This window comes from Desulfovibrio sp. (assembly GCF_019424165.1).
Taxonomy (GTDB): Bacteria; Desulfobacterota; Desulfovibrionia; order Desulfovibrionales; family Desulfovibrionaceae; genus Desulfovibrio.
In genome coordinates, this window is the sequence record NZ_JAHZAA010000001.1 from 32,195 (window position 1) to 55,058 (window position 22,864).

15 protein-coding genes and 1 tRNA gene are annotated in these 22,864 nt (G+C 60.1%); 11 read left to right on the plus strand and 5 right to left on the minus strand.

The annotated features are described in order from the left end of the window. Window positions 1-94: 94 nt before the first annotated feature. Window positions 95-598, minus strand: coding sequence for a GNAT family N-acetyltransferase (locus QZ377_RS00115; protein WP_291438427.1), 504 nt, complete (start codon window positions 596-598; stop codon window positions 95-97). 184 nt (window positions 599-782) lie between these two features. Here QZ377_RS00115 and QZ377_RS00120 point away from each other — a divergent pair, with 184 nt between their 5' ends. Continuing rightward, window positions 783-2,036 (plus strand): MFS transporter, encoded by a 1,254-nt coding sequence (locus QZ377_RS00120; RefSeq protein WP_291438429.1) that lies wholly within the window; start codon window positions 783-785, stop codon window positions 2,034-2,036. 488 nt (window positions 2,037-2,524) lie between these two features. On the opposite strand, the gene QZ377_RS00125 is transcribed toward QZ377_RS00120, so the two are convergent. Continuing rightward, window positions 2,525-4,102 (minus strand): BCCT family transporter, encoded by a 1,578-nt coding sequence (locus tag QZ377_RS00125; protein WP_291438430.1) that lies wholly within the window; start codon window positions 4,100-4,102, stop codon window positions 2,525-2,527. Between the two features lie 402 nt (window positions 4,103-4,504). Between QZ377_RS00125 and QZ377_RS00130 the strand changes: the two genes are divergently transcribed. Together QZ377_RS00130 and QZ377_RS00135 are read left to right on the plus strand one after the other, a co-directional pair. After that, entirely contained in the window at window positions 4,505-6,391 is a 1,887-nt protein-coding gene (locus tag QZ377_RS00130) for an alkaline phosphatase family protein (protein WP_291438432.1), read from the plus strand. An 85-nt stretch (window positions 6,392-6,476) separates the two neighbouring features. Continuing rightward, the gene (locus QZ377_RS00135) at window positions 6,477-7,028 is read left to right on the plus strand and encodes a hypothetical protein (RefSeq protein WP_291438434.1); all 552 of its coding nucleotides are present in this window, start codon (window positions 6,477-6,479) and stop codon (window positions 7,026-7,028) included. Window positions 7,029-7,163: 135 nt separating this feature from the next. On the opposite strand, the gene QZ377_RS00140 is transcribed toward QZ377_RS00135, so the two are convergent. After that, window positions 7,164-8,624 carry a sigma 54-interacting transcriptional regulator gene (locus QZ377_RS00140; RefSeq protein ID WP_291438436.1) on the minus strand — a complete coding sequence of 487 codons (1,461 nt, stop codon included), beginning with the start codon at window positions 8,622-8,624 and terminating at the stop codon, window positions 7,164-7,166. A 180-nt stretch (window positions 8,625-8,804) separates the two neighbouring features. On the opposite strand from QZ377_RS00140, the gene QZ377_RS00145 reads away from it, so the two are divergent. The 8 genes from QZ377_RS00145 (at window position 8,805) to QZ377_RS00180 (ending at window position 15,687) form a co-directional block, all read left to right on the plus strand. Beyond that, the gene (locus tag QZ377_RS00145) at window positions 8,805-9,242 is read left to right on the plus strand and encodes an OsmC family peroxiredoxin (RefSeq protein WP_291438438.1); all 438 of its coding nucleotides are present in this window, start codon (window positions 8,805-8,807) and stop codon (window positions 9,240-9,242) included. A gap of 2 nt (window positions 9,243-9,244) precedes the next feature. Continuing rightward, window positions 9,245-10,672 carry a dihydrolipoyl dehydrogenase gene (gene lpdA, locus QZ377_RS00150; RefSeq protein WP_291438440.1) on the plus strand — a complete coding sequence of 476 codons (1,428 nt, stop codon included), beginning with the start codon at window positions 9,245-9,247 and terminating at the stop codon, window positions 10,670-10,672. A gap of 60 nt (window positions 10,673-10,732) precedes the next feature. Then, window positions 10,733-11,137 carry a glycine cleavage system protein GcvH gene (gcvH, locus tag QZ377_RS00155; RefSeq protein ID WP_291438442.1) on the plus strand — a complete coding sequence of 135 codons (405 nt, stop codon included), beginning with the start codon at window positions 10,733-10,735 and terminating at the stop codon, window positions 11,135-11,137. 19 nt (window positions 11,138-11,156) lie between these two features. Continuing rightward, window positions 11,157-12,185, plus strand: coding sequence for a DMT family transporter (locus tag QZ377_RS00160; RefSeq protein WP_291438444.1), 1,029 nt, complete (start codon window positions 11,157-11,159; stop codon window positions 12,183-12,185). Window positions 12,186-12,221: 36 nt separating this feature from the next. Beyond that, window positions 12,222-12,497 (plus strand): hypothetical protein, encoded by a 276-nt coding sequence (locus QZ377_RS00165; RefSeq protein WP_291438446.1) that lies wholly within the window; start codon window positions 12,222-12,224, stop codon window positions 12,495-12,497. Window positions 12,498-12,799: 302 nt separating this feature from the next. Then, window positions 12,800-12,876, plus strand: a tRNA-Met gene (locus QZ377_RS00170). Window positions 12,877-13,409: 533 nt separating this feature from the next. Then, window positions 13,410-13,673, plus strand: a complete 264-nt coding sequence (locus tag QZ377_RS00175; RefSeq protein ID WP_291438448.1) for a metal-sensing transcriptional repressor — start codon at window positions 13,410-13,412, stop codon at window positions 13,671-13,673. Window positions 13,674-13,785: 112 nt separating this feature from the next. Further along, window positions 13,786-15,687: a cation-translocating P-type ATPase gene (locus tag QZ377_RS00180; protein ID WP_291438450.1), complete on the plus strand. Its 1,902-nt coding sequence runs from the start codon at window positions 13,786-13,788 to the stop codon at window positions 15,685-15,687. 348 nt (window positions 15,688-16,035) lie between these two features. Here the strand turns inward: QZ377_RS00180 and QZ377_RS00185 are convergent, their stop codons facing one another. Both QZ377_RS00185 and QZ377_RS00190 read right to left on the minus strand, forming a co-directional pair. Next, the gene (locus QZ377_RS00185; protein ID WP_291438452.1) at window positions 16,036-17,454 is read right to left on the minus strand and encodes a phospholipase D-like domain-containing protein; all 1,419 of its coding nucleotides are present in this window, start codon (window positions 17,452-17,454) and stop codon (window positions 16,036-16,038) included. 58 nt (window positions 17,455-17,512) lie between these two features. Continuing rightward, entirely contained in the window at window positions 17,513-22,840 is a 5,328-nt protein-coding gene (locus tag QZ377_RS00190) for a 7TM-DISM domain-containing protein (protein WP_291438454.1), read from the minus strand. Window positions 22,841-22,864 lie beyond the last annotated feature (24 nt).

Genomic DNA, 22,864 nt, shown 5'->3' on the forward strand with positions numbered 1-22,864 from the left:
TGCGCGGCGCTGGAACGCGGCGAACCGCAGGCCGCGCACAGCTGCCGGAAAAACGTATTGCTCAAAACGGCCGCCGGTCCGACGGCCAGGCGCTTCAGTCGTTGCCCGCACCGGGCGGCGGTGTGGGGGGTACGGACGCGCGCCACAACATTTCCACCACAGGCTGGCCCGTATGCCCGCACACACTTTCACCCGCCGGCCTGAAGCCCATGCGCTCATAAAAAGCTCTGGCACCGCTGTTGGCACGATACACATCAAGGCACAGGCTGTCGCGCCCGACCATGACATGCCGCAGCAAGATCGCGCCCAGCCCCATGCGCCAGCACGAAGGGCGAACAAAAAGCGCGGCGATAAAATCCACGCCGTCAGGACGGCAAAGGGCGGAAAAAGCAACCGGCTCGCCCTGTCTTTCCAGCATGACCAGGTCCGATGCCGGCAGATAGTGCTGCTGCATGGCGTCACGTTGCCGCTGCCACAGGGCCGGGTCCACAAAATCGTGGGCCAGCAGCGACGCTTCAAGCCAGAGATCCGCGCAGGCCGCATAATGCCGGGGACTGTTACCGCGCATCAGTGTTATGCCGTCGGGCATTGTGTTCATGATCATCCTCACCCCGGCAGACAAGTGCCGCGTGCGGCCTGCCGGAAAAAAACGTCCGTTTCTCCCGCATATGTTTATGCAAGGCGGGACGTTGCGTCAACGCGGCCCGGCCGCCGCCACGCACTGGCAGACGGGCTTTTACGGGACACTTGGTTTTGTCATTTCCTTGGTGTAGCGTGCGCGCATGGACAAGAAAAAAATATCCCTTGTATCGCTCGGCCACTTATCGTGCGACGTCAATGGCGGGGCATTACCCGCCATTCTGCCTTTTCTGCGCACCCACTACGGGTTGACCTACCAGGCCACGGGCGGCCTCATGTTCGCCTATTCCTGCCTGTCTTCCATCATACAGCCGCTTTTCGGACTTATGGCAGACAGGCTCTCCAAGCCCTGGCTCATCCCCCTCGGCGTGTTTCTGGCAGGCATGGGCCTGGCGGCTGTGGGCTTCATGTCCAGCTACTGGGCCATTTTTGCGGCCATCGGCCTGAGCGGCGTGGGCGCAGCCCTTTTTCACCCCGAGGGGGCGCGCTTTGCCAACAAGGTGTCCGGAAAAAGCAAAGGCACCGGCATGAGCATATTTTCCATCGGCGGCAATGCGGGCTTTGTTATCGGGCCGCTGCTGGCCACCTTTTTCCTGAGCTGGCTGGGCATGCCCGGGACCTTTATTTTCGGCCTGCTGGCTACGGTCATGTCCTCCATCCTGCTGCTGCTCATTATGCGCATGGTTGCTCCTGAAGCCGCGGCCGCAGCCCAAAGAACCGCCGAAGCCGCCTACGGAGCGCCCCAGGCCGGAGCACAGGGCAAAGACGGCCAGGCCAGCCCCGACGGCACACCGGCGGCAGACGCCAGGGCCGAAGAAGCCCCGCAAAACAACTGGCATGAATTTTCAAAGCTTACCGGGGCCATCATTGCGCGCTCCGTTCTTTTTGTGGGGTTCAACACCTTTATCCCGCTGTACTGGGTAAACGGCTTTGGGCAGAGCAAAACCGCCGGAGCCATTGCCCTGACCATTTTCTGCACCTTCGGCGTCGCCAGCAACATACTGGGCGGCGTACTGGCTGACAGGCACGGCTTCAGGGCCATCGTGCGCCTGGGCTTTGCCCTGATGACGCCCGCGGTGCTGGCTTTCGGGCTGCTGCCCAATCTCTATGCCGCCTACGCCCTGCTGCCTCTGCTGGGCTTTGTGCTGTATGCGCCTTTCAGCTCTCTGGTGGTTCTGGGGCAGACGTACCTTGCCAGGAATATCGGCTTTGCTTCAGGCGTCACCCTGGGGCTGGCCACCAGCCTGGGAGGCGTATTCGCGCCGCTGCTGGGCTGGATTGCCGACAACCACGGCCTGCCGCGCACCTTTCAGTGCCTGGCCGTGGTAGCCTTTATCGGCACGGTATTCGCCTTTGCCCTGCGCGAATACACGGCAAAAGCTCCGGCCAGGGCATAGCGCCTCCGTCAGCCGCAGTTACGAACATTCAAAAGGCCCCTGCCCCGGAAATGCCGGTGCAGGGGCCTTTTTTCGTGCGCGCCGACAAAATCCGGCCCCGGTGTGTTCACAATGTCAGTTGTTGTGCAAAATGCCCTGTAGTTTTTGTGCATAACATAAATAATAATTTATAATTATTTACTTTTTTACAAATACATATGTTCTTTTCCATCAAAACACGGTCCGCGCGGGCAACATCAGCGGAGATGGCCGCATGCCCGCGGGGTCGGCGGCAGATGTACCGTAGGCTTCCGGCATAAAAAAATGAGTGCGCAAACTGTGCGTATCTCTTTTAACAGTTTAAAATATAACTATATTCATATTGAATAAATTGTTTCTTTCATGTGCGCCATAAAGACAGTCCGGAAACCGGCAGGAAGGAGAGCCACCGGTTTCCGGACTGTTTGCACGGGCTACGCCCTTGGGCCGCTCGGGGTGCGGCCGTGTTCTCAGAGCTTTGTCTGGTACTTGCGCAGCACCGAAGGCCCGTCAGTGCGGATGATCTTGAGCCAGCAGAAGGTCAGCAGCAGCGACGGCAGGGCCATGAGCGCGCCGGAAAAATTGCCGAACATCTTGGCAACGCCGAGGCCGCCCATGCAGATCATGCCCAAGGCCAGGATGCATTGCACAAGGCACCAGAAGGTACGGTGCAGGCGGTGCGGTTCGGAATCGGGACTAAGGCGGCGCGTGGCCGTGCTGGCGACCACATAGGAGCCGGAGTTGACAGTGGTTGCCAGAAAAATGGTGGACAGCAGGCAGTACGCCACCAGCACCACCTCTTTGAACGGCAATGTGCCGAGCACGGCAACCATGGCCGCAGCCCCGCCCTCGGCCTTGAGAATGCTTACGGCGTCCAGAATGCCGGCATGCTGTACATAGAGCGAATAGGAACCAAAAATGCCGTGCATCAGACAGCCGCCGGAGACCGTTCCCGTCATGCCCCACAAAATGATTTCACGCACGGTACGCCCGCGTGAAATACGCGCGATGAACAGGCCCATGAAGGGACCGAAGCCTGCCCAGAACAGGGCGTAAAAAATGGTCCAGTCCTGCGGAAAGCTGCCGCCGCCCCAGGGGTCTGTCCAGAAAACCATGTTGGGATAGTTGCCCAGCCATTTGCCGAAGGCATTGGTAAAAATGTTGAAGAGCTGCACGGTCGGCCCGGCGAAGAAACAGTAGGCCGCCAGCAGCAGGGCCAGAATGACGTTGACGTCGCTCAGCCATTTGATGCCCTTGTCCAGCCCACGGTACACCGTATAGCCCGCCACCAGACCGCTGAAGGCCAGAATGACAACCTGCGTGGTCAGGTTGGGATTGATGCCGAACACGCTTTGCAGCGCATAGGCCACTGTGGGCAGGGAAAGGCACATGGTCACGGCCGTGCAGAACATGAGGCCCAGAATAAAGAATACGTCAATGCACAGGCCCAGCCAGCCGCGCGCCATGCGCTGGCCGATAATCATTTCTGTGGCCGTGCTGACCCGCAGGAAAGGCTCCTTGCGGATGTAGAACATGTAGGCAATGGGCAGCGCCGTAATCAGATAGGTGCACCATGCGTTGGGTCCCCAGTGCATCAGCAGGTAGGCCAGCGCCCAGTCATAGGCCTGGGTGCTCATGGGGTCGGCATACTGGGGCGGGATAAGTATGTTCCAGAGCGGCTCGGTAATGGCCCAGAACATGATGGCGCCGCCCACGCCGGAACAGAAAATCATGGCTATCCAGGACGGCAGGGCAAACTGGGGCTTTTCGTCAGGTTCGCCGAACTTGATGTCACCCCAGCGGCTGAAGGCAAAGTAAAAACAGAGAAAGATCAGACCAACGGTTATCCAAAGGTACAATGTGCCGAAGTTGGCCGCAAAAGGCTCGTAAATTGCCGTAAGCACCGATTCCGCAGCCTTGGGTACAATGACTGCGGGCAAACTGATGAGCAGCACGATAAGCAGGCCCGGAACAAAGATTTTCCAGTCCGGTCGCAGGTCCTCGGCGTTGTTTTCGCCAGACGCGCCAGTGGGCTTGATTTCAGCCATGTTGCCTCCCGATGAGCAGATAGTGAAAAAGATTTTCACCTGTTCTGCAGTAGTCGTGCCAAAATTCACCAAGCTGAAATACTTGTATTATTTTATATTGCCAAGCCCAAAGAGCTTTCTGCGCGACAAACGTGTCGCCTTTTGCGACAAAAATGCCATTTAAAAATATCCTTTAAATCAAGCATATTAAATAACACACTCCACATTTTACGCCATTTTGGTCGCCTTTGGCCACCCGCGCAGGCCAAAAAGGTTTGTGCTCATTATGTCATGCCCAAAAATCATACATATATATCCATGTAAAAAGGGGTGTTATCGGCGTTGGCATGCTTATTGATTAATCTGGCGGCATCACACGGCAATCTTATGCTCGTCATGCATTATCAAGGAGGTTTTATAGTTATGTCCGCCAAAGCCAAACGCGCCGCCCTTATCGGCTACGACTGCCTTATCCCCAAAAGGCTTGAACATATGCTGGCCCAGGGAGGGCTGGAAAATTTCCGCAAGTTCATGAACGAAGGCAGCTACATTCCCGAAGGGTTCAACCTGCCCACGGTCACCCCGCCTTCGTGGGCTACCATCTGCACCGGCGCGTGGCCCCGCACCCACGGCGTGGAAGACTATTACTACTATCACGAAGGCCGCAGCCTGGACTATAAAGAAACCACACAGGCTTTCGGCTCCGACATCCTGACCGCCCAGACCATCTGGGACGCCTGGGACAAGGCGGGCAAAAAGTGTCTTGTGATCAACTACCCCATGTCCTGGCCTTCCAAGATGGACAAGGGCGTCATGATCATGGGCGAGGGCCTCAGCCCCGCGGAAACGCGCTGGCCCCTGCACGGCAACGAGCACAAGGAATTTCTCTGCTCTGAAAGCGTGATCTCCACCGACTATTATCCCATGGGCGCCCAGGGCGTTTTTGACGACGCCAAAGGCTGGAAAAACCTGCCCGAAGGCGATGAGCCGCTGGAAATGACCGTGAACATGACCTTCAAGGAATCCATCGAACCCATTGAAGATCAGGTATGGCACTGTCTTGTCTGGCAGAGCGAAGACGATGGCTATGACCGCATGGCGCTGTGCCCTGAAAAAGACTATGCCAAGGCCTTTTTCACCATCACCCTGGGCGCGTGGAGCGAACCCGTGCAGCACGACTTTACCGTAAAGGCCGATGGCCGCACGGAAAAGGGCGTGTTCCGCTGCAAGCTCATGCAGTTGTCTGACGACGCTGAAGAATTCAAGCTTTACGTGTCCGGCATAGCGGGCCGCTGCGGCTTTGTGTCGCCTGCCGAAGCCGCAGCCCACATTGATTTTTCCAAAGACATCACGGCCAACGACATCGGCCTTGTGGCCTACCTGCACGGCATTATCGACACCGACACCGTGTGCGAACTTGTGGAATTTCACAGCGCGTGGCTCTGGAACACCATCAGTTCACTCACCAAGGCCAATCCGGACTGGGATCTGCTCTACATGCACTCCCACCCCATTGACTGGTTCTACCACGGCTGGCTCAGCGATCTGGACAGCACGGACGAAGCCATCCGCACCCGCGCCGAAAAAATGGAACGCCACATCTACGAAGTGGAAGACCGCCTGCTGGGCCGCCTGATGGACATTATGGGCGATGAGACCCTCATGTGCGTCTGCTCCGACCACGGCGCAACCCCCATGGGACCCATCCTCAATACGGCCCACGCGCTCAAAGAGGCCGGGCTGTGCTCCTACGAGCCGAAAAAATCAGAAAACTACTGGGATATCTACGAAGAAACCGAAGGCTTCAACTACGTGCTTGACGTGAGCAAGTCCGTGGCCGTGCCCCAGCGCTACATGTTTGTCTACGTCAACCTGAAGGACAAATATCCCGGCGGCATTGTGGAAGCCGAGGATTATGAAAAGGTGCGTGACCAGATCATCGATGCCCTGCTTGACTACAAGCACCCCGAAACCGGCGAACGCCCGGTACTGCTGGCCGTGCGCCGCGAAGACGCCCATGTGTTCGGCATGGGCGGCGCGCAGGCGGGCGACGTGGTGTACGTGCTCAAGCCCGAATATATGGCCGAGCACGGCTATGGCCTGCCCACGGGCGAATCCGGCTGCGGCAGCCTGAAGAACCTGCTCATGTTCCGCGGGCCGAACATCAAAAAGGGCTATCGCTACACGCGCCCGCGCTGGCTGGCCGATATCGTGCCCACCTTCTGCTATGTGACAGGCAACCCCATTCCTGAAGATGCCGAAGGCGCGCCCATTTACCAGATCATGGAAAACCCCGACCTGGTGGACTAGCCAGCCCGTATTTGCAACCGGCGGGGCGCACCCCGCATCAGCCGCGCCCGCCCTCACGGGCGGGCGCGAAGTAGAGGAAAAAATCATGGCAGAAAAAAAAGCAATACTGCTCCTGGCGCCGGAACTGAGCCTGAACGCCGCGTCGGAAACGCTCGACAAACTGCGCAAAAAGGCCGCCCTGCTGCCCAGGGCCTGCAAAGACGGTCTTGAGGCCCACGCCGCGGCCCTGGGCGCAAAAACTGTAGACACAAGCGCCCTGACGGAACAGAACGAAGAAGCCTTTTTGCTGCTCAAGGGCGGCGAGGCCGAGCTGGCCGCCATCCTTGAATATGCCGACAGGCGCACCCTTGTGGTGGCCGCCGGGACCGATGCCGTGGCCTTTTACGGCCTGGCGGTCAACGGCAAGGCCGGTGCCGTGGACCGTGCAGTCAACGCCGAAGACATTGCCCTTACCATAGCCACCATCGCAGACCTGCCCATCACGGCGGAATGCACCGGCGGCATCGTGTATCAGGTCATGAAAAACCCCAACCTGAAGCTCGACGAGATCCGCAAACTCAAGGAAGCCCTGCTGCGCATGGAATCCGTCATCCAGCGCGACAACCGCGAACCCTGGGACAAGCACGACTGCGCCTGATCTCCCTTGCCAGGAGACGCGTCCATACCCCACGCCGGGCGACCCGCCGCAAAACATGCGGCGCGGTCGCCCGCGCCGTTTCATGCCTCGCACGCCCAGTATTCCCGTACACAGGGCAACCGGAAGCGCAAAAATCTACTGTTTTTTCTGTGGCGCCCCGCCCTCGAGCATCAGGGTTCCTGTTCTTGGTTCGCTCATGCCAAGCCGCTTCATTTTACGTTGCAGGGTGCGCAGATTAAGCCCCAGTGCCTGCGCCGCCCTGCCCTTCTGCCAGCGGCACTGGTCCAGGGCCTGCCGGATCATGCGTTCTTCCAGGCGCATGACGGCCTGATCCAGGGTGGCCGCCTCTGCCTCCACGGTAAGCACCAGCCCCGCATCGGCATGCAGATCGCCCAGCGAAGACAGGGCTTCTTCGCCAAAGGCCATGTACCTGTCCAGAAAGTTGTAAAGCTCGCGCACATTGCCGGGCCAGTCGTAGCGCTCCATGGCAAGGCGCACATGCTGCGGCAGCACCATGAACACCTTGCGCCGCTCCATCCAGGCATCCACAAGCAGGGGGATGTCGCCTTGCCGCTCACACAGCGGCGGCAGGGTAATGGAAAGCACATGCACCCTGTAATAAAAGTCCGAGCGCATTTTCTTTTCGCGCACCATACGCGCAAGGTCCTGGTTGGTGGCCGCGATAAGCCTGAATGAAGACTTGCGCGGCTTGTTGTCGCCCACAGGGGTGTACATCTTGTTTTCAATGGCCCGCAGCAGCTTGACCTGAAGGTGCAGGGGCAGCTCCCCTATTTCGTCCAGAAACAGCGTGCCGCCGTGGGCCGCCCCGATATAGCCGTCCTTGTTGGCGTGCGCACCGGAAAAAGCCCCCTTTACGTGACCAAAAAACTCACTTTCCAGCAATTGCTCGGGGATGGCCCCGCAGTTGACCGGCACGTAGTTGCCCTTGCGCCCGCTGTATTCATGAATGCTGCGCGCCACCAAGTCTTTGCCACAGCCTGTTTCACCGTAAATGATGACGTTTGAATCCGTTTCCGCAGCCCGCAGTATCTGGCTGTAGAGCTGGCGCATGGGTTCGCTCTGGCCGACCATTGCGCCAAGACCGCGCAGATTGACCACAGACTCCCGCAATGCGCGATTTTCTTCACGAAGGGCCAGCTCCTGAAACTTCTGCTCGCTCACGTCCATGATCAGGCCTTCCAGATATTGCGGACAGCCCTCTTCGTCATCCACGCATTCGCCCTGGTCCCAGAGCCATTTTATCCGGCCCGACGGCAGCAAAAGGCGGTACATCACCTGATAGGATTCCCGCGCGACAATACTGTCGCGTATGGTTTTCCTTGTCCGCTCAAGGTCCTCGGGGTGGGTCATGCGTTCGATGGTGTTGTTATGCCCCATCAGCATGTCCCCGGCTGTGATGCCCAAAAGGTCGTAACAACCCCGGCTGACGAATTCCAGCTCGTAGATCAGGTTTTTCTTTTCATCACGAGTATCGCCCAAAATGCGACAACGATAGGCCATCCCCGGCAAATGATTGAGTAAACGGCGGTAACTTCTTTCCACGTTTAAAAAAAGGGGTTGAGAGGACAATGTCATGGCATCACCTTTTACAATTCTTGTCGCCATACGCGACAAAACTGTCGTGTTTCGTAAGCGATAATCGCCCGATGTGCCAGAAAACACAAGCTCCGGCGTGGGCCTCGCGCACAAAGACCTCTGGCACCATTAGTGCAATAGGCAGGCCAACTGCTCCAAACCCATTCCGGAGGACTCAACATGTCGCATAACCTCAGTGTTTCTCTTTCCCGCAAGGGGTCCAGGGTCAACCTTGATATGGATGTGGCCGCCATCGGCACGATCTCCATTGACGGAGAGGCGGTCCCCTCCGAAGAGCGCGCGGGCGTAGCCAAAAAGATGCTGGGGGCCTCGGCCCTGTACTGCTATTGCGCCGCTCTGGACAAGGCTCTGGATACCCGCAACGCCAGGTACGACAGCATCGAAGGCTCGGCCACGGTGCGCACCGGCACGGACGAACTGGGCCGGGGCCGCGTCATCGGCATTGATATTGACGTAACCGTTCATATGGACGAGGAATTTGCCTTTATTTTCGACCGGGTTGAAAAGGTCATGCGCAAGGGCTGCCTTGTGACGGGATCGCTGGAAAATGCCTTTCCCGTGACCTACAAGCTCACCCTTGCCGAAGACGAGGACTAGGTATGGCTGCCGAAACCAAGACCCTGACAGTCATCGGCGGCGGTCCGGGCGGCTACACGGCGGCCTTTGCGGCTGCCCGCGCCGGCATGCGCGTCACACTGGTGGAATGCGAAGCACTTGGAGGAACCTGCCTCAACCACGGCTGTATCCCCACCAAGACCATCAAGTCCTCTGCCGAGGCGCTGGAACTGGCCCAGAACGCGGCTGAGTTCGGTGTGCGCATTGATGGCGCCATACATATAGACCCCGCGGCCGTGCTCCAGCGCAAGGAGCGTGTGCGCTCCATACTCTGTTCCGGCCTGGAAAAAACCTGCGCGGCACTGGGCATTGATCTGGTGCGCGGCCGGGGCCGCATACTGCGCGCCGGGCTGGTTGAACTGGTCGAACCTGGTGGCAGCCGCACGGTGGAAGCCGACAATATTATCATCGCCACCGGTTCACGCCCGGTGGAACTGCCCGGCCTGCCCACAGACCACACGCACATCCTGAACAGTGATGACGCCCTGCGGCTGGAATCCGTGCCGTCTTCGCTCATCATTGTGGGCGGCGGCGTCATTGGCTGTGAAATGGCCTGTATTTACCGTGCGTTCGGCGCAGCCGTAACCCTTGTGGAAGGGCAAGGCCGCATTCTGCCCCTGCCCTCGGTGGATGAAGATATCAGCGCCCTTTTACAGCGCGAGATGAAAAAACGCCGAATCACCTGCGAAACCGGCTGCACGCTCAGCAAGGTGACCACCGGCCCGGACGGCGTGCATGCGGTGCTGGCGGCATCGCCCTTTGCGCCTTCCGGCGCTGCTCCCCGACCGGAAAAACCCGTACACGCCGAAAAAGTGCTGGTAACCGTGGGCCGCGCACCCTGTACAGACGGCCTCGGCCTTGAAGAAGCGGGCGTTGCTGTGGACGCGCGGGGCTGGATTGCGGCTGACGCGCGCATGCGTACCTCAGTGCCGCACATTTACGCCATTGGCGATGTGCTCGGTCCCGGGCGCGTCATGCTCGCTCACGCGGCCTCGGCGGAAGCGCTGTGCGCAGTGGAAGACTGCCTCGGCCGGAATACGGGCCGGGATATGGATTACCGCCACATCCCTTCGGCCATCTTTACGTCACCCGAAATAGGCTGTGTGGGCATGAGCGAGCGGCAGGCCAGAGATGCCGGACATGACGTCAAAACGTCTGTGGTGCAGATGCGCGAACTGGGCAAGGCCCAGGCCATGAGTGCCCTGCCCGGCTTCTGCAAACTGGTGGCCGATGCACGCACCGACGCCCTGCTGGGCGTGCATATGGCCGGGGCGCACGCCACGGACCTTGTGGCCGAGGGCGTTCTGGCCCTGCACCTTGGGGCTGCGGTTGCGGATGTGGCCACGGCTGTCCATGCCCACCCCACCCTTGCGGAAGTTATGGGCGAGGCCGCCCTGCGCATGCCCCAGTAATCCACGCCCAAACGCCACAGAACGGCGCGTGGGAACAGCAACAGAGATCAGGAGAACAGCATGAAAGATCTGGATCAGGTGGAACTGCCCGAAAACATCCGCTACACCAGCGAGCATGTCTGGCTGCGCATGGACGGCGAGGCGGCCCTTGTGGGCATCAGCGACTTTGCCCAGGACCAGCTCGGCGAAATAGCCTTTGTGGACCTGCCCGCCGAGGGCGCGCATTTCAAGGCGGGTGAAGAGTTCGGCACGGTGGAATCCATCAAGTCCGTCAGCCCCCTCTACATGCCTGTTTCCGGCACGGTACGCACCGTAAACAGCGCTCTTGAGGACGCGCCCACCCTTGTCAATGTGGAGCCGTACACCGAAGGCTGGATGATCTGCATCACCCCCGACAACGCCGATGACGCCACAGCCATGGCAGACGCCGCAACCTACCGCGCGCTGCTGGCCGACAACGCATAAAACAGGGCCTGGAGCAGGCATGACGGACGCATCCCTGGCGCTCAGCCATCAGAAAGACCGGGCCTTTGCCCGCAAGGGCCTGACCGTTGCCGCCATAAACGGCATCTTTTTCAGCCTCGACAGTATGTTGCTGAAAACAGGCCTTGGCGGAAGCCCTTTTTGCGATCCGCTGCTCTGGCTGCTTGCCCCCCTCTTCGCCGCGGGTTGTCACGATCTCGCTGCCGCCTTTCTTTCCCTGGGTATCAACACTGCCCAGGGAAAACGGCGCGAGGTCTTCCGCACCCTGCGCAGCAGGCCCGGCCGCTGGTGCATACTGGGAGCGCTTATCGGCGCGCCCCTGGGCATGGGCGGTTTTCTGCTGGCTCTGGCGCTGGCCGGGCCTGCTTACGCCCTGCCCATCACAACCCTGTACCCCGCCATTGCCGCAGTGCTGGCGCGGGTGTTTCTCAAGGAGCGCATTTCACGGCGCACGGGCCTGGGCCTTCTGTGCTGTGTTGCCGGAGCCGCCGTTATAGGCTGCGCCCCGGCAGCGGCTGTGCAGGGCAGCCCCCACCTGTATCTGGGCATCGCCTTTGCCTTTGTGGCCGCTCTGGGCTGGGCAGCCGAAGGCGTGTGCGCGGCATCGGGCATGGATTTTATTGAACCGGGCGTGGCGCTCAACGTATATCAGCTTGTTTCCGCTGCCTTGTATTTTTGCCTCATCATCCCTGTGACGGCCGCATGGCTTGTACTACAGGGGCATGGATCCGCCCTGGCAGACATGGCCGCCCGCGCCATGCACAGCCGTGAACTGTGGTTTTTTTTCGGCGCAGGCTGGCTCGGCTGCCTGTCTTACCGCTGCTGGTACATGGCCATGAACATGATCGGCGTCAGCCGCGCCATGGCCCTGAACATCACCTATGCCCTGTGGGGCATATTGTTCAGCGTTGTTTTCATGAACGCACTTGTGACAGGGCGGCTGCTGGCAGGCGCGGGGCTTGTTTTTTGCGGCGTGGTCTTTGTTATACGCAGCCGCCATGAGGGCATTGCCCTGCGCCATGCGGACTGATGACGGACAACTTCGCGAAAGCCGACAGGAAGCCATATGAACAGACCCCCTGCGCGCACTGTGCGCCTGAATATAGGAGCCATGCTGCTGGACGGCCAGCCCCGGACCGCGGAAGAAATCCGCTCCGGCCTGGCAGGATTCTACCCCGGCGAACGGCATCTGTGTACCGAAGCCGTAGAACTGCACCTTCAGGCGCTCAGAGCCGTTGGCGTGGTCACCCTGGCAGAGCCTGCGGATGCTGAAGCCCGGCAAGACCTGACCTATATTCTGAGCGCTGACGGCAAAACACGCGTGCAGCGCAACCTTGAATAAAACCCGCGCCCAAGCAGCACTGATTGCGGTGCGGGAACAGAATCCTCCGATACCAAAAATTCCCGCTGATGCCCAAAGGGTGCTCAATCCCGGCAGGCATACAGCAGACAACGGCAGGGTGCGCAGCACGCACGAACCAGGGCGGCATATCCCGCACAATAAATTCCGGCAGATGTTTTGCCCAAGCCCCAAAGCCCTGCCCGCTTTTTGTACTTTTAACAATAATTCAACTTTTATGCTTGACACCATCAGGCCAAAGGGCTATCTATCTACTTCGCAACAACATGTTGTTGCAGACGTGTCGCGGGGTGGAGCAGCTCGGTAGCTCGTCGGGCTCATAACCCGAAGGTCGTAGGTTCAAATCCTGCCCCCGCAACCAGATTTTTCAAGCCCTTACGGAGACGAGCCGTAAGGGCTTTTTTGTTTGTCCTGATCGCTGTTGCCTCACGCAGCATGCTTTGCCCCAACCGGCCGTATTTACCGGACTTACAGTTGTTGCGAACCAAGGGATGTCAGCACCGTCCCCCCATAAGCCGTATCCGTTAAAAGTGCGCAAGCTGGCAAACAGGCTGCCCGCCCCGCTACGGTCCTTTGGGCCAAACCCGTTACCGTTTATGTTCCGAACCCGCCGAGCACCGTCCCCCCCCCATCACCGGCTTGCTTGAAGCAGGGTCACGATAACCCGCTGCGACAGGGTTTTGCCGAGGCGCCGCACTCCCCCCTGCCCCCTGTGTGTAAACAAAAGCAGGGACAGTTGCATAAAAGCCGGCATAGAAGCACAACCTCTGCGTCCCAGCCACCCCATACGGCAATGTGGGGTCGCATGCCGGAAACACACGGTTTCGGCATTGACGTTATACCCCTGTGGGGTATACTGTCCGAAAAAATGAAGGTGAGAACATGAGAGACTGTATGGACGTCGAAGCTGTTACCAAACGGCTTCGGCGTATTGAAGGCCAGATCAAAGGCATCATAAAGATGGTCGAGAGCGACAAGCCCTGCGAGGACGTGCTTATCCAGATCGGCGCGGCCAAATCCGCCCTGCATAAAACCGGGCAGGTCGTCCTTGAAGGGCATATGCAGCATTGCGTTCTGGACGCCGCCAAGAACGGAAATGAAGCCGAAGTTCTGAAACGCCTGGCAGCGGCCATTGAGCAGTTTTCTAGAATCGTTTGATTTTACAATATATGTGGCACTGCCACATATATTTTTTTGTCCATCTAATATACCCCATAGGGGTAGATAGTATATAAGAGCGGCTGTTTTTATTTCATAAAAGGACAACGTTATGGTGAAAGCTCTCTTCAACTGCCTGGCCGGAACACGCATGACCCTGCTGGGGGGCGTATTTTTGGCCGCAAGCCTGCTGATCTGGCTGGGTGATGTCTCCGTGCCGGTGGACCCGGCCTGGGTTACAGTTTTCATTTGTGGATTTCCCCTGGTTTATCTCGCCCTTTACCGTGTTTTTTTTGAGCGCCGCATTACTTCCGCCCTGCTTATTTCCATCGCCATGTTCGCATGCATTTATATCGGGGAACTGTTCGCCGCCGGAGAAGTGGCGTTCATCATGGCTCTCGGCGCTCTTCTGGAAGAAAGAACCGTAGAAAAGGCAAAAAGGGGCATAAAGGATCTCATCGGCCTCTCGCCGTTGCAAGGCCGCAGGCTGGCAGGCTCCGCCGAAACCATGCAGGAAGAAATGGTCGCCATTGAGGACATCCGTTGCGGCGACCTGTTGCGTGTTTTACCGGGTGAAACCATCCCCGTGGACGGCATTGTCCGTATGGGCAGCACATCCATAGACCAGTCCACAATGACCGGAGAATCTCTGCCTGTGGACAAGGGCGTGGGGGATGACGTTTTCAGCGGTACAATCAACCGTTTCGGAGCGATTGATATTGAGGCCGTCAGAACCGGAGAGGATTCTTCCCTGCAAAAACTTATCAGCATGGTGCAGAAAGCTGAAAAGAGCAAAGCACCCATGCAGCGCATTGTGGACAAATGGGCCGCATGGCTTGTTCCTGCGGCTGTTGCCATTGCCATTGGCGCGTACCTGATCACGGGCGACATCGTACGGGCTGTTACCGTTCTTGTGGTGTTCTGCCCCTGCGCTCTGGCGCTGGCAACGCCCACGTCCATCATGGCTGCCATTGGCCAGGCCACCAAACAGGGCGTTTTGATCAAATCTGGTGAAGCTCTTGAAAATATGGGCAAGGTCGACCGCATAGCCTTTGACAAGACCGGAACGCTCACCCACGGCTCACTGGTGGTGAGCGATATCATCTCCTTTCTGCCTGAAAAGACGCCTCATGATCTTCTGCGGCTTGTCGCTTCAGCCGAAGCCCTGTCAGAGCATCCGCTTGGCAGGGCCGTCGTGGCTCGGGCCAAAGAAAGCGGCATGGCCCCGGCAACACCGGACGACTTCATCATGACGCCCGGCAAGGGCATCAGCGCCACTGTTGGCGGAGTCGCCGCGCTCATCGGAAATATCGGCTATTTGCAGGACAATGCAGTGTTTGTGGATGCAACCGCCGCCGCTGCTCTGGCAAACCTGCGCACACAGGGCAAGGCCGTGGTTCTGGTAGCCCTTGATGGCGTCTGCGCCGGTGCAGTGGCATTTTCTGACACGCTACGAGCCAACGCGCAAAATATGGTAAAAGAACTGCACGCGATGGGGACCGGTACGGTGCTTTTGACTGGCGACCATACGCAAACGGCAAGCTATTTTTCGCAACAGGCCGGTATTCGCCTTGTCTTCTCTGAACTGCTTCCGGCACAGAAGGTCGAACACATCAAGGCATTGCAGGAACAGGGCCATGTTGTATGCATGATTGGTGACGGCGTGAATGATGCCCCGGCGCTGAAAACTGCTGATGTCGGCGTGGCAATGGGCTCTATGGGCTGCGACATTGCCATTGACGCGGCAGACATAGCGCTCATGGGCGACGACATTACAAAAATCCCCTATCTGAAGCGCCTTTCCAACGCCACGATCAGGACCATCAAGTTCAACATTTCCCTGTCGATGGCAATCAATTTTGTTGCCATCGGCATGTCGGTCATGGGCTTGCTTAACCCCATAACAGGAGCACTGGTACACAACGCTGGCTCCGTCCTTGTTGTGCTCAATGCCGCCCGCCTGGGGCAGCAGGCACACAGTATGGCGCGTCCGGGCAATAACACGTCGCAGTAGTGCAAAAAATGCGCTGAGCCCGCCAAGGCAAGCCATGTGCCGCAGTGCTCGGCCCTGCATCGCAACAGCCGTAAAAACCGTGCTCCAGACCAATGCAAAAAGGGTGCGCACTGCCCACAGGGGCAATAGGGCCAAATTATCGCCGTCCGGCGTGTCGGGGCGGGCGGCAATATTTTTCCCTGTACGGCCCTGCCTTCAAAAAAATGAAAGGCTTTTCATGAAAACATCGCGCTGCGCAATGCCTTCATGAAAAGCCTTTTTGCATCTTTTTCCTGTCGCGGCAAATACCCCTTGTGGCCGCCTTCGCGCGCGTTGCCGTTTCCGGCACACACCCGGATTTTCGCCCTCCTACAGGTAAGGAGAGAATATCCAGCAACCCGCATTGCGCAGTTTAACGGGCAGAGACTGTTTTTTCAGGTCTTCTGCCGTAATTTCCGTGCTCTTGCTGATGATCTTGTCAATATAGCCTGCGACCTCGCCGCAAAAGCTCGTGTTGAATATTTCCATATTCAGTTCAAAATTGAGCCGCAGGCTGCGCGTATCCAGGTTGGCCGAGCCGATCTGGCTGTAGTAATAATCGACAGTAAGCAGCTTGGTGTGCGCAAAGGGCGGCGGCTGATACCATACGCGCACGCCCGCCTCAAGCAGGGTAGGCAGCAGGCGGAACTGCGCCCAGTGGACGTAAAAGAGGTTGTTTTTAGCCGGAAGCACCACCTGCACATCCACGCCGCGCTGGGCCGCGCTGCGCAGGGCAGACACAAAACCGTGCGACGGCAGGAAATAGGGCGTCATTATGCGCACAGACTGACGGGCCGCATTGATCACGCCGCAGTAAATGTCGTTAAGCACATCGGCTTCGGAACCAGGCCCGTCCATAATGATGCGGCAGCGGCTTTCACCGGCGGGCAGAGTGCTGGCCGGGGGCAGGGGAGTATACTTGCCTGTGCAGAACCCCCAGTTGAGCAGAAAGGCCCGCCGCAACTGGTCCACAATGGGCCCCTGGCAGTGAAAGTGCACATCCTGCACATATTTGGTTTTTCCGGCGGAAATATTGTCATCTGAAATGTTCATGCCGCCGGTAAAGGCTGTGTTGTCGCAAACGAGCATCTTGCGGTGGTTGCGCAGATTGATGCTGAAATTGGGCGGAAACAGGCGCGGCGGAAGAAACATGGCCACGGTTACTCCACGCTCCGCCAGTTTTTTCCAGGGTTTGCGCCAGGAGTAAAGCATGCCGATGCCGTCCACCAGCAAGCGCACGTCCACCCCGCGCTCGGCGGCTTCGGCCATGGCATTGCCGAAATCCGTAGCGGTCTTGCCAGCGTTAAAGATGTAGGTGCAGAGAAAAACCTGCTCCTTGGCTTCGCGTATGGCCTTGAGCATGGCGGGATAAGCTTCGTCGCCATTGTGCAGGGCAGTCAGGGAGTTGCCCCCGCACAGGTGCTGCTCTGTCAGGCGGCGGCCAATGCGCTCCATGCTGATGATGTACTCGGGTACGTCCTCCGGCGGCAGCTCGGGAAAAGGAGGGTCGGCGTAGTCCGGCTCAAGGGGCTGCTGCTGGCGCATCATGCGGCTGGCGTGGCTTTCTGCCCTGCTGATGCCGAACGTGGCGTACAGCAGCGGTCCCACAAGGGGCAACAGCAGGGCCGTTACCGTCCAGCCCAGAGCCGCCCGCGGGTCATGCTTGGTAAGCAGGGCATGGCAGACCGCAATCCAGGACAGCACATGTACGCCTATGAGAACCAGTGTTTCCAACACTCCGATAATCATTCAGTATCCTTTGCAAATTTTACACGTCAGCCTGTCGCCGTGCATGGCGGCCAGCACATTACCTGCCCTGATGGTGCGGATTGAGCGCAATGCGGTTGCGCTCCACAGCCACGGCCAGTTCCGGCAGCAGATCGCGCAGGGCGCTCATGTCATTGGCCCGGGCGGCGCGTTCCACGCAGCGGGCCATACGCGCCAGCACCCGGAAGCCAAAACCGTCAGATTCATTGGCGATACGGCCTGAAGCCTCTGCCACGGCCGGGCAGTTATGCCCCTTGTAGGCCCGTTGCGCATCTTGCATGGCGGCGTCCAGGCGCTCCACCAGGCGTAAAAGCGTTTCGTCCTGCTGGGGCCGCTGGGCCTGCACAGGCGGCGCGACCGGGGCGGCATATGCGTCAGATGAGGCGGAAGCGACCTGTACGCCAGCCTCGGAAACATCCGCACCAGCCACCGGATCGTTGCCGCCAGAGGGCGGTGTGGCCCCTGCGATGAAGTCCACGATGGACGCATCCTCCGCAATATTGCGCCCTGCGGAGGCGGGCCTGAAGCCCGTATCACCGCCTTGCGGGCGGGCGGCAGCGGTGCTTCGCCGCGGCTGTTCCTGCGCGTTCTCCACAAGCGGCGGGGTATCGGCCGTGCTGCCCAGCAGCTTGAGTATCAATCTGCCGGTGGCCGTGCGTGGCATTTCACGCTGGCTCGAAGAAGGCTTGCTGCTCCGGCTTGCGGCAGCAGCGCTCTGCCCCGCAGGCGCATCTCCCGGCCAGGGGATGGCGCGCCTTTCCGACGCCGCTGGTACCGGCCGGGCAGGCTCGGGCCTTGATTCTTTTATGGCATTTCTGTCTATGGGCATGGGCTCACCAACCCATTCCCCCGGCCTGGCAAGACTCGGGCTGACATAGCCGCCAGCGGCAGGAGCGGGCAGAGGCGCATCATTTGCCCGGGCAGGGCTGCTCGACGACACGGGCGTACCCACGGGCATGGGTTCACCAACCCATTCGTCGCCCCAATCAAGCTTTTCGTGCGGTACTGCATCCACCGGGCCGGGATATGTGGCGTCCAGATACCCCTCCGGTTTGCGTGCTTCTTCGCTGGAATCTTTTGACGACAGAGCCATGCCTGACGGCATGTCCGTCGCGTGATGGGCTTTTTCTTCGCCGGGGGCCTCGGTGGGCAGTACGTCAGACAAACCGCCGGACAGACCGGACAGGCCGCCGTTCGCCTCAGCAGAAGCATCGGGGCGCGGCGCATTGACCGGCCTGAGAACAGCCTCGCCGATCCTGCCCCGAACACTGATAACAGGCTGCCCGGCATGCATGCCGGAACCGCTTACGGCAGCGGCAAGCGTAGTCGCCGCAGGAACGTCTGCCCCTGTGCTTTCCGCATGTTCGCCGACAGCGGGAACCGAAGAGTCTGCCGCCACAGCGGCTGGCGCGTCGGACTCTTTTTCCGCCGGCACGTCATCCTGCTCCCCGGCATCCTGCTGCCCGCCGTTTGCTTCAGCGGGTACAAGTAATTCCGGGGCCTGCACGGAGTCAGTATCTTCAAAAGACGGAGCCGCGCTGTCATCTGCGGGCAGCGACTGTTCCGCACTGGCAGTACCCTCTGCGGAGGCGGGGACGGAAAGCGCCTCTTTTTGCGGCTCTGCAACTTCTTCCGGTTCTTCTGGGTTTCCCGGCGCTTCCTGTTCTTCAGGCGCAGAAGTTTGCAGTGTTTCCAACGGCTCTTCTTGCGCCTCCAGGTCGGCGACATCCTGCATCATGTCCGGTCCGGTTCCGGCGGCATCCGTTTCCGGCTGCACAGCAATATCCGCAGGGGCTTCGGGTTCTTCTTCCTGATCCGGAACAGCGGAACCGCCTGTCTCGTGGCCATTGGCCGCGCCTTCGGCTACAGACGGGGCTTCTCCGCCCCACGCGGGGCCTTCCAGCCCGGCAGAGGCAATAAATTCCGCATCACCGCCGGGCGCGTCAGACGTAGTATCTTCTTCCGGCGCGTCAGCGGGCTGCTCCACAAAAGACGGCGCTGCGGCGTCATCCGCCGCCAGCAGCTCTGCGGGCGGCACGGCGTCCGTAACGTCATGGCCGCCTGCATGCATTTCCGCCTGCGCGGGCGTGTCCGCAATGCTATCCGCCCCGAACTCCGGTGCATGTTCCGGGGCAGGCTCCGGCGCGCGTTCCTGTCCGGCGGCAGCGCCGAAAAGATCCGGCACTTCCTGCGCGAGGCGCTGATCAAAGTCAGCCACAGGCTGTTCGGGTACAGGCGGCACATGCGGCAAAAGCACCCCGGCATCCGCGGCAAGCACGGCTGCATGGGAACCGCCGCTGCTCACCACAGTATCATCCGCCGTACCGGGCGAAGCCGTCATATTGTCCGTGGCTGTCAGGCCGGGGCTGTCAGCCAACGCCGTGCGGTTTCCGCCCAGTTGGTCGGCAAGGCCCAGAATCTGCGGCAGGGCCGTGAGGTCGGGCAGACGCGGCGCAGCGTCATTTGGGGCAGCCCACGTCTGATCCGTGCCAAAAAGATCGGGCAGGGGCGCGGAAGGGGCCACCGCCCCCTTTGCTCCCAGCAGCAGGCCCGCGCTCAGGACGTTTGCAGGGGCAACAGCTTCCGACCCGGCAAGGCCGTCAGAGATATGTACTCCGTCATCAGATGCCTGCCCGTCATCTGTCTGGGTATCAACGGCGTCGGGCGGGACGGTACGGCTGTCCGCATCCCGCATGGCATCTGGCCCGGCATCCTGCAGGGCATCTGGCACAGCATCCGGCCCGGCAATACCCGCCTCTTCCAGAATTTCATGCACAGTGGTCGCGAAAGCGGCTTTGTCAACAGGCTCCAGCAGGGCATGCGTATAGCCGGTGTCGGCCAGGGCTTCCCACCGGCTGTCGTCAGAGGTGACAGCCAAAGCCTTGCAGAACGGTAAGCCGGCCTCGGCAGCCTGCTGCTTAAACTGCTCAAGCATGGTGTATTCCGCAGGGCCGTCCATAGGCGCATGCGCCACAAGCAGCAGGGCGGGATTTTCCCTGTTCAGTTCCAGGGCTTCACGCATGGTGCGGGCCTCGGTGCTCGACAGCCCCACGCCCGCCACCATATGGGCAAGCCCCTGGCGTTCTACGGCCCCGTCCGCCACAACAGCCACATGGGGGCGCAGATCCTCAACGTCAGCGGAATCATGCTCCAGCGGCTTCAGGCGCAAGGTAAAAGAAATACTCGTTCCCTGGGGGGCGCATTCCACATTCAGGTAACAATTGTTGGTTCCGGCCAGCTCCCAGGCCCGTGCCAGAGCAAGGGTGGAGCGGTTGCGCGGCGGAATTCCCGTGCCTGTATCCGTCACCGTAAAAAGCAGATGCCCAGGGTCGGCGCTTTCCGGTACGCGCCGTACCGAAAGATGCACAGCCCCGCGCGATGTGGCCCGCACGGCGCTTTCCAGCAGAAGGCTGAGGGTTTCGCGCAGGGTCTGGGCCTGGCCTTCGTACATATGTCCCAGCAGGGGGGGCATATACCATGCAAGGCCGATCCCCGCATTCTCGGCAGCGGCACTGACGGCATCGTGCGCCTCGCGCACCATGTGCTGCAGATTGAACGAACTGCGGGGTTCGCCTATGCGGCTCTGATCAAGCCCTTTGCCGGGATTGTCCAGTGCATGGGCCATGTCGGCGGCAGCCTCAAGCATGTTTTCGGCGTACTGCCGCACCGCCGGGGGCAGGGCGCAATTGCCGAGGGCCGCTCCTTCGCGCAGCAGCCGTTCCAGCGGCGGGCGCAACGCATTTTCCCACAGGCAGGGGTCTGCCCCTGACGGAGCATGTTGCGCTGCTGTTGCAAAGCGGGCAGCCGGGGCAGCATCTTGCGACCAGGCTGCTTCATCAGAAGGCGCTGCACCCAGAGGAACATTACCGCCAGCCCCGCTCCAGCCGCCCTGACCGGAACTGCCCGACCCGGAACTATCCGGTCCGGGGGCGGGCGGCAGCAGGCGCAGATTCGGGTCATCCAGGGGCTGGTCAAGATTGATGACGCCGCCGTCCATAGAAAGGGATGCCTCCGCGCTCTTGCGGCCCGCAGCCTTGCCCGCTTCGTTGCCAGCGGAAAGCGAACCAAAGCCGTCCAGACCGGGCAGCGGAGAGTCTTTTTTCCTGCTCCCGCGCGCGGCATCATCATGCGCCATATCGCGCGGAGCCCCGGTTCCCGCAATAATGAGAGCACTCAGGGCCGTTCCCCACAGCGGGGCGGAAGCCATGAGGTTGGCCGCATAGCCGCTGTCCAGGCCGAGAATTCCGGCGGCCACAAAGGCCGGTGGCAGCAGGCAGCCCAAAAGAAAGCGCCGTGCGCCCCCAAGGCCCATAACAGCCCCACCGACGGCGCTGGGGACGAATATGAGCGTACACAACGGCCACAGGGCAAGGTAGCGTATAAGCCAGCCGAAACCGGGCAGCAGGGGCAGCAGGGCCAACACCGCGCCCGGCAGCGAAAGCAGCACAAACTGCATGTCCAGCAAGCGCGAGCGCCCCTTGGTGCGCAGCAGATGGCGCCCCACGTGCGGCAGCAGCATGAGGGCCACGCCGGGGCTGAGCACCGCGGCGGCCTCCATCAGGGTTATGTGGCCGGAGCCGTAGGCGGGCATGCCCATGATGGCCTGCGCCAGCGCTGCGGCCACATAAAGCGCTGTCCATATGCGCCACTGCCCCCGTTCGGAAAGGCCGCGCAAAAGGCAGAGCAGCATAACCACGGCCATGGCCAGCACTGCCGCCGTACCCGCCAGACTGCCCCAATTGTTGGCGGCATCCTGCGGGGTGCGCAGCATGGGCTCAAACCACAGCCCGGGCAGCCCGTCAAGGCGGAGATAGCAGGTAAGCGGCTCATTTCCCGCCTCGGGCAGCAAAAGCACATCACGCTGACTGGGCGTTATTTCGCGCCATTCCACGGCATCGGTCAGAAGATTCGTGTGCGGCTCGTAAAGAACCGGGCCGTCAGGCACGCTGGCCCCCATATCAAGCAGCATGGCCCCGGGCTTTACCCCTTGCGGCAGGGGCGCCAGGGTAAAACGCAGCCACATGATGCCGGTGGAACGCGGCAGACCTTTCATCTGCAACGGCTGAAAGGCGCTGGCATTGACCGGAGCGGCCACCTCTTCCACATCCATAGTTCCGGTATGGTCGATGAAATACTGAAGCCGGGGCAGCAAAGGGGCGCTTGGTGTAAGCAGAACCGGAGGAATCATGCTCTGTTGCGTACCTGCCGGGGCGGGCATGAGCATGGCCTCTGTGGGCGCGGCCCTGAGCGCGACCGCGGGCGACAGCAGCCAGCAGAGCGTCAGGCACAACAACAGGGTGCAAAGGCGCGGGGCAGAAGCGCAAAAAAGACCTTGCCCGGAGCAGGGGCCGGAATGGGGATGTGTCATTGGTATTTCCTACCTGTATTCTCT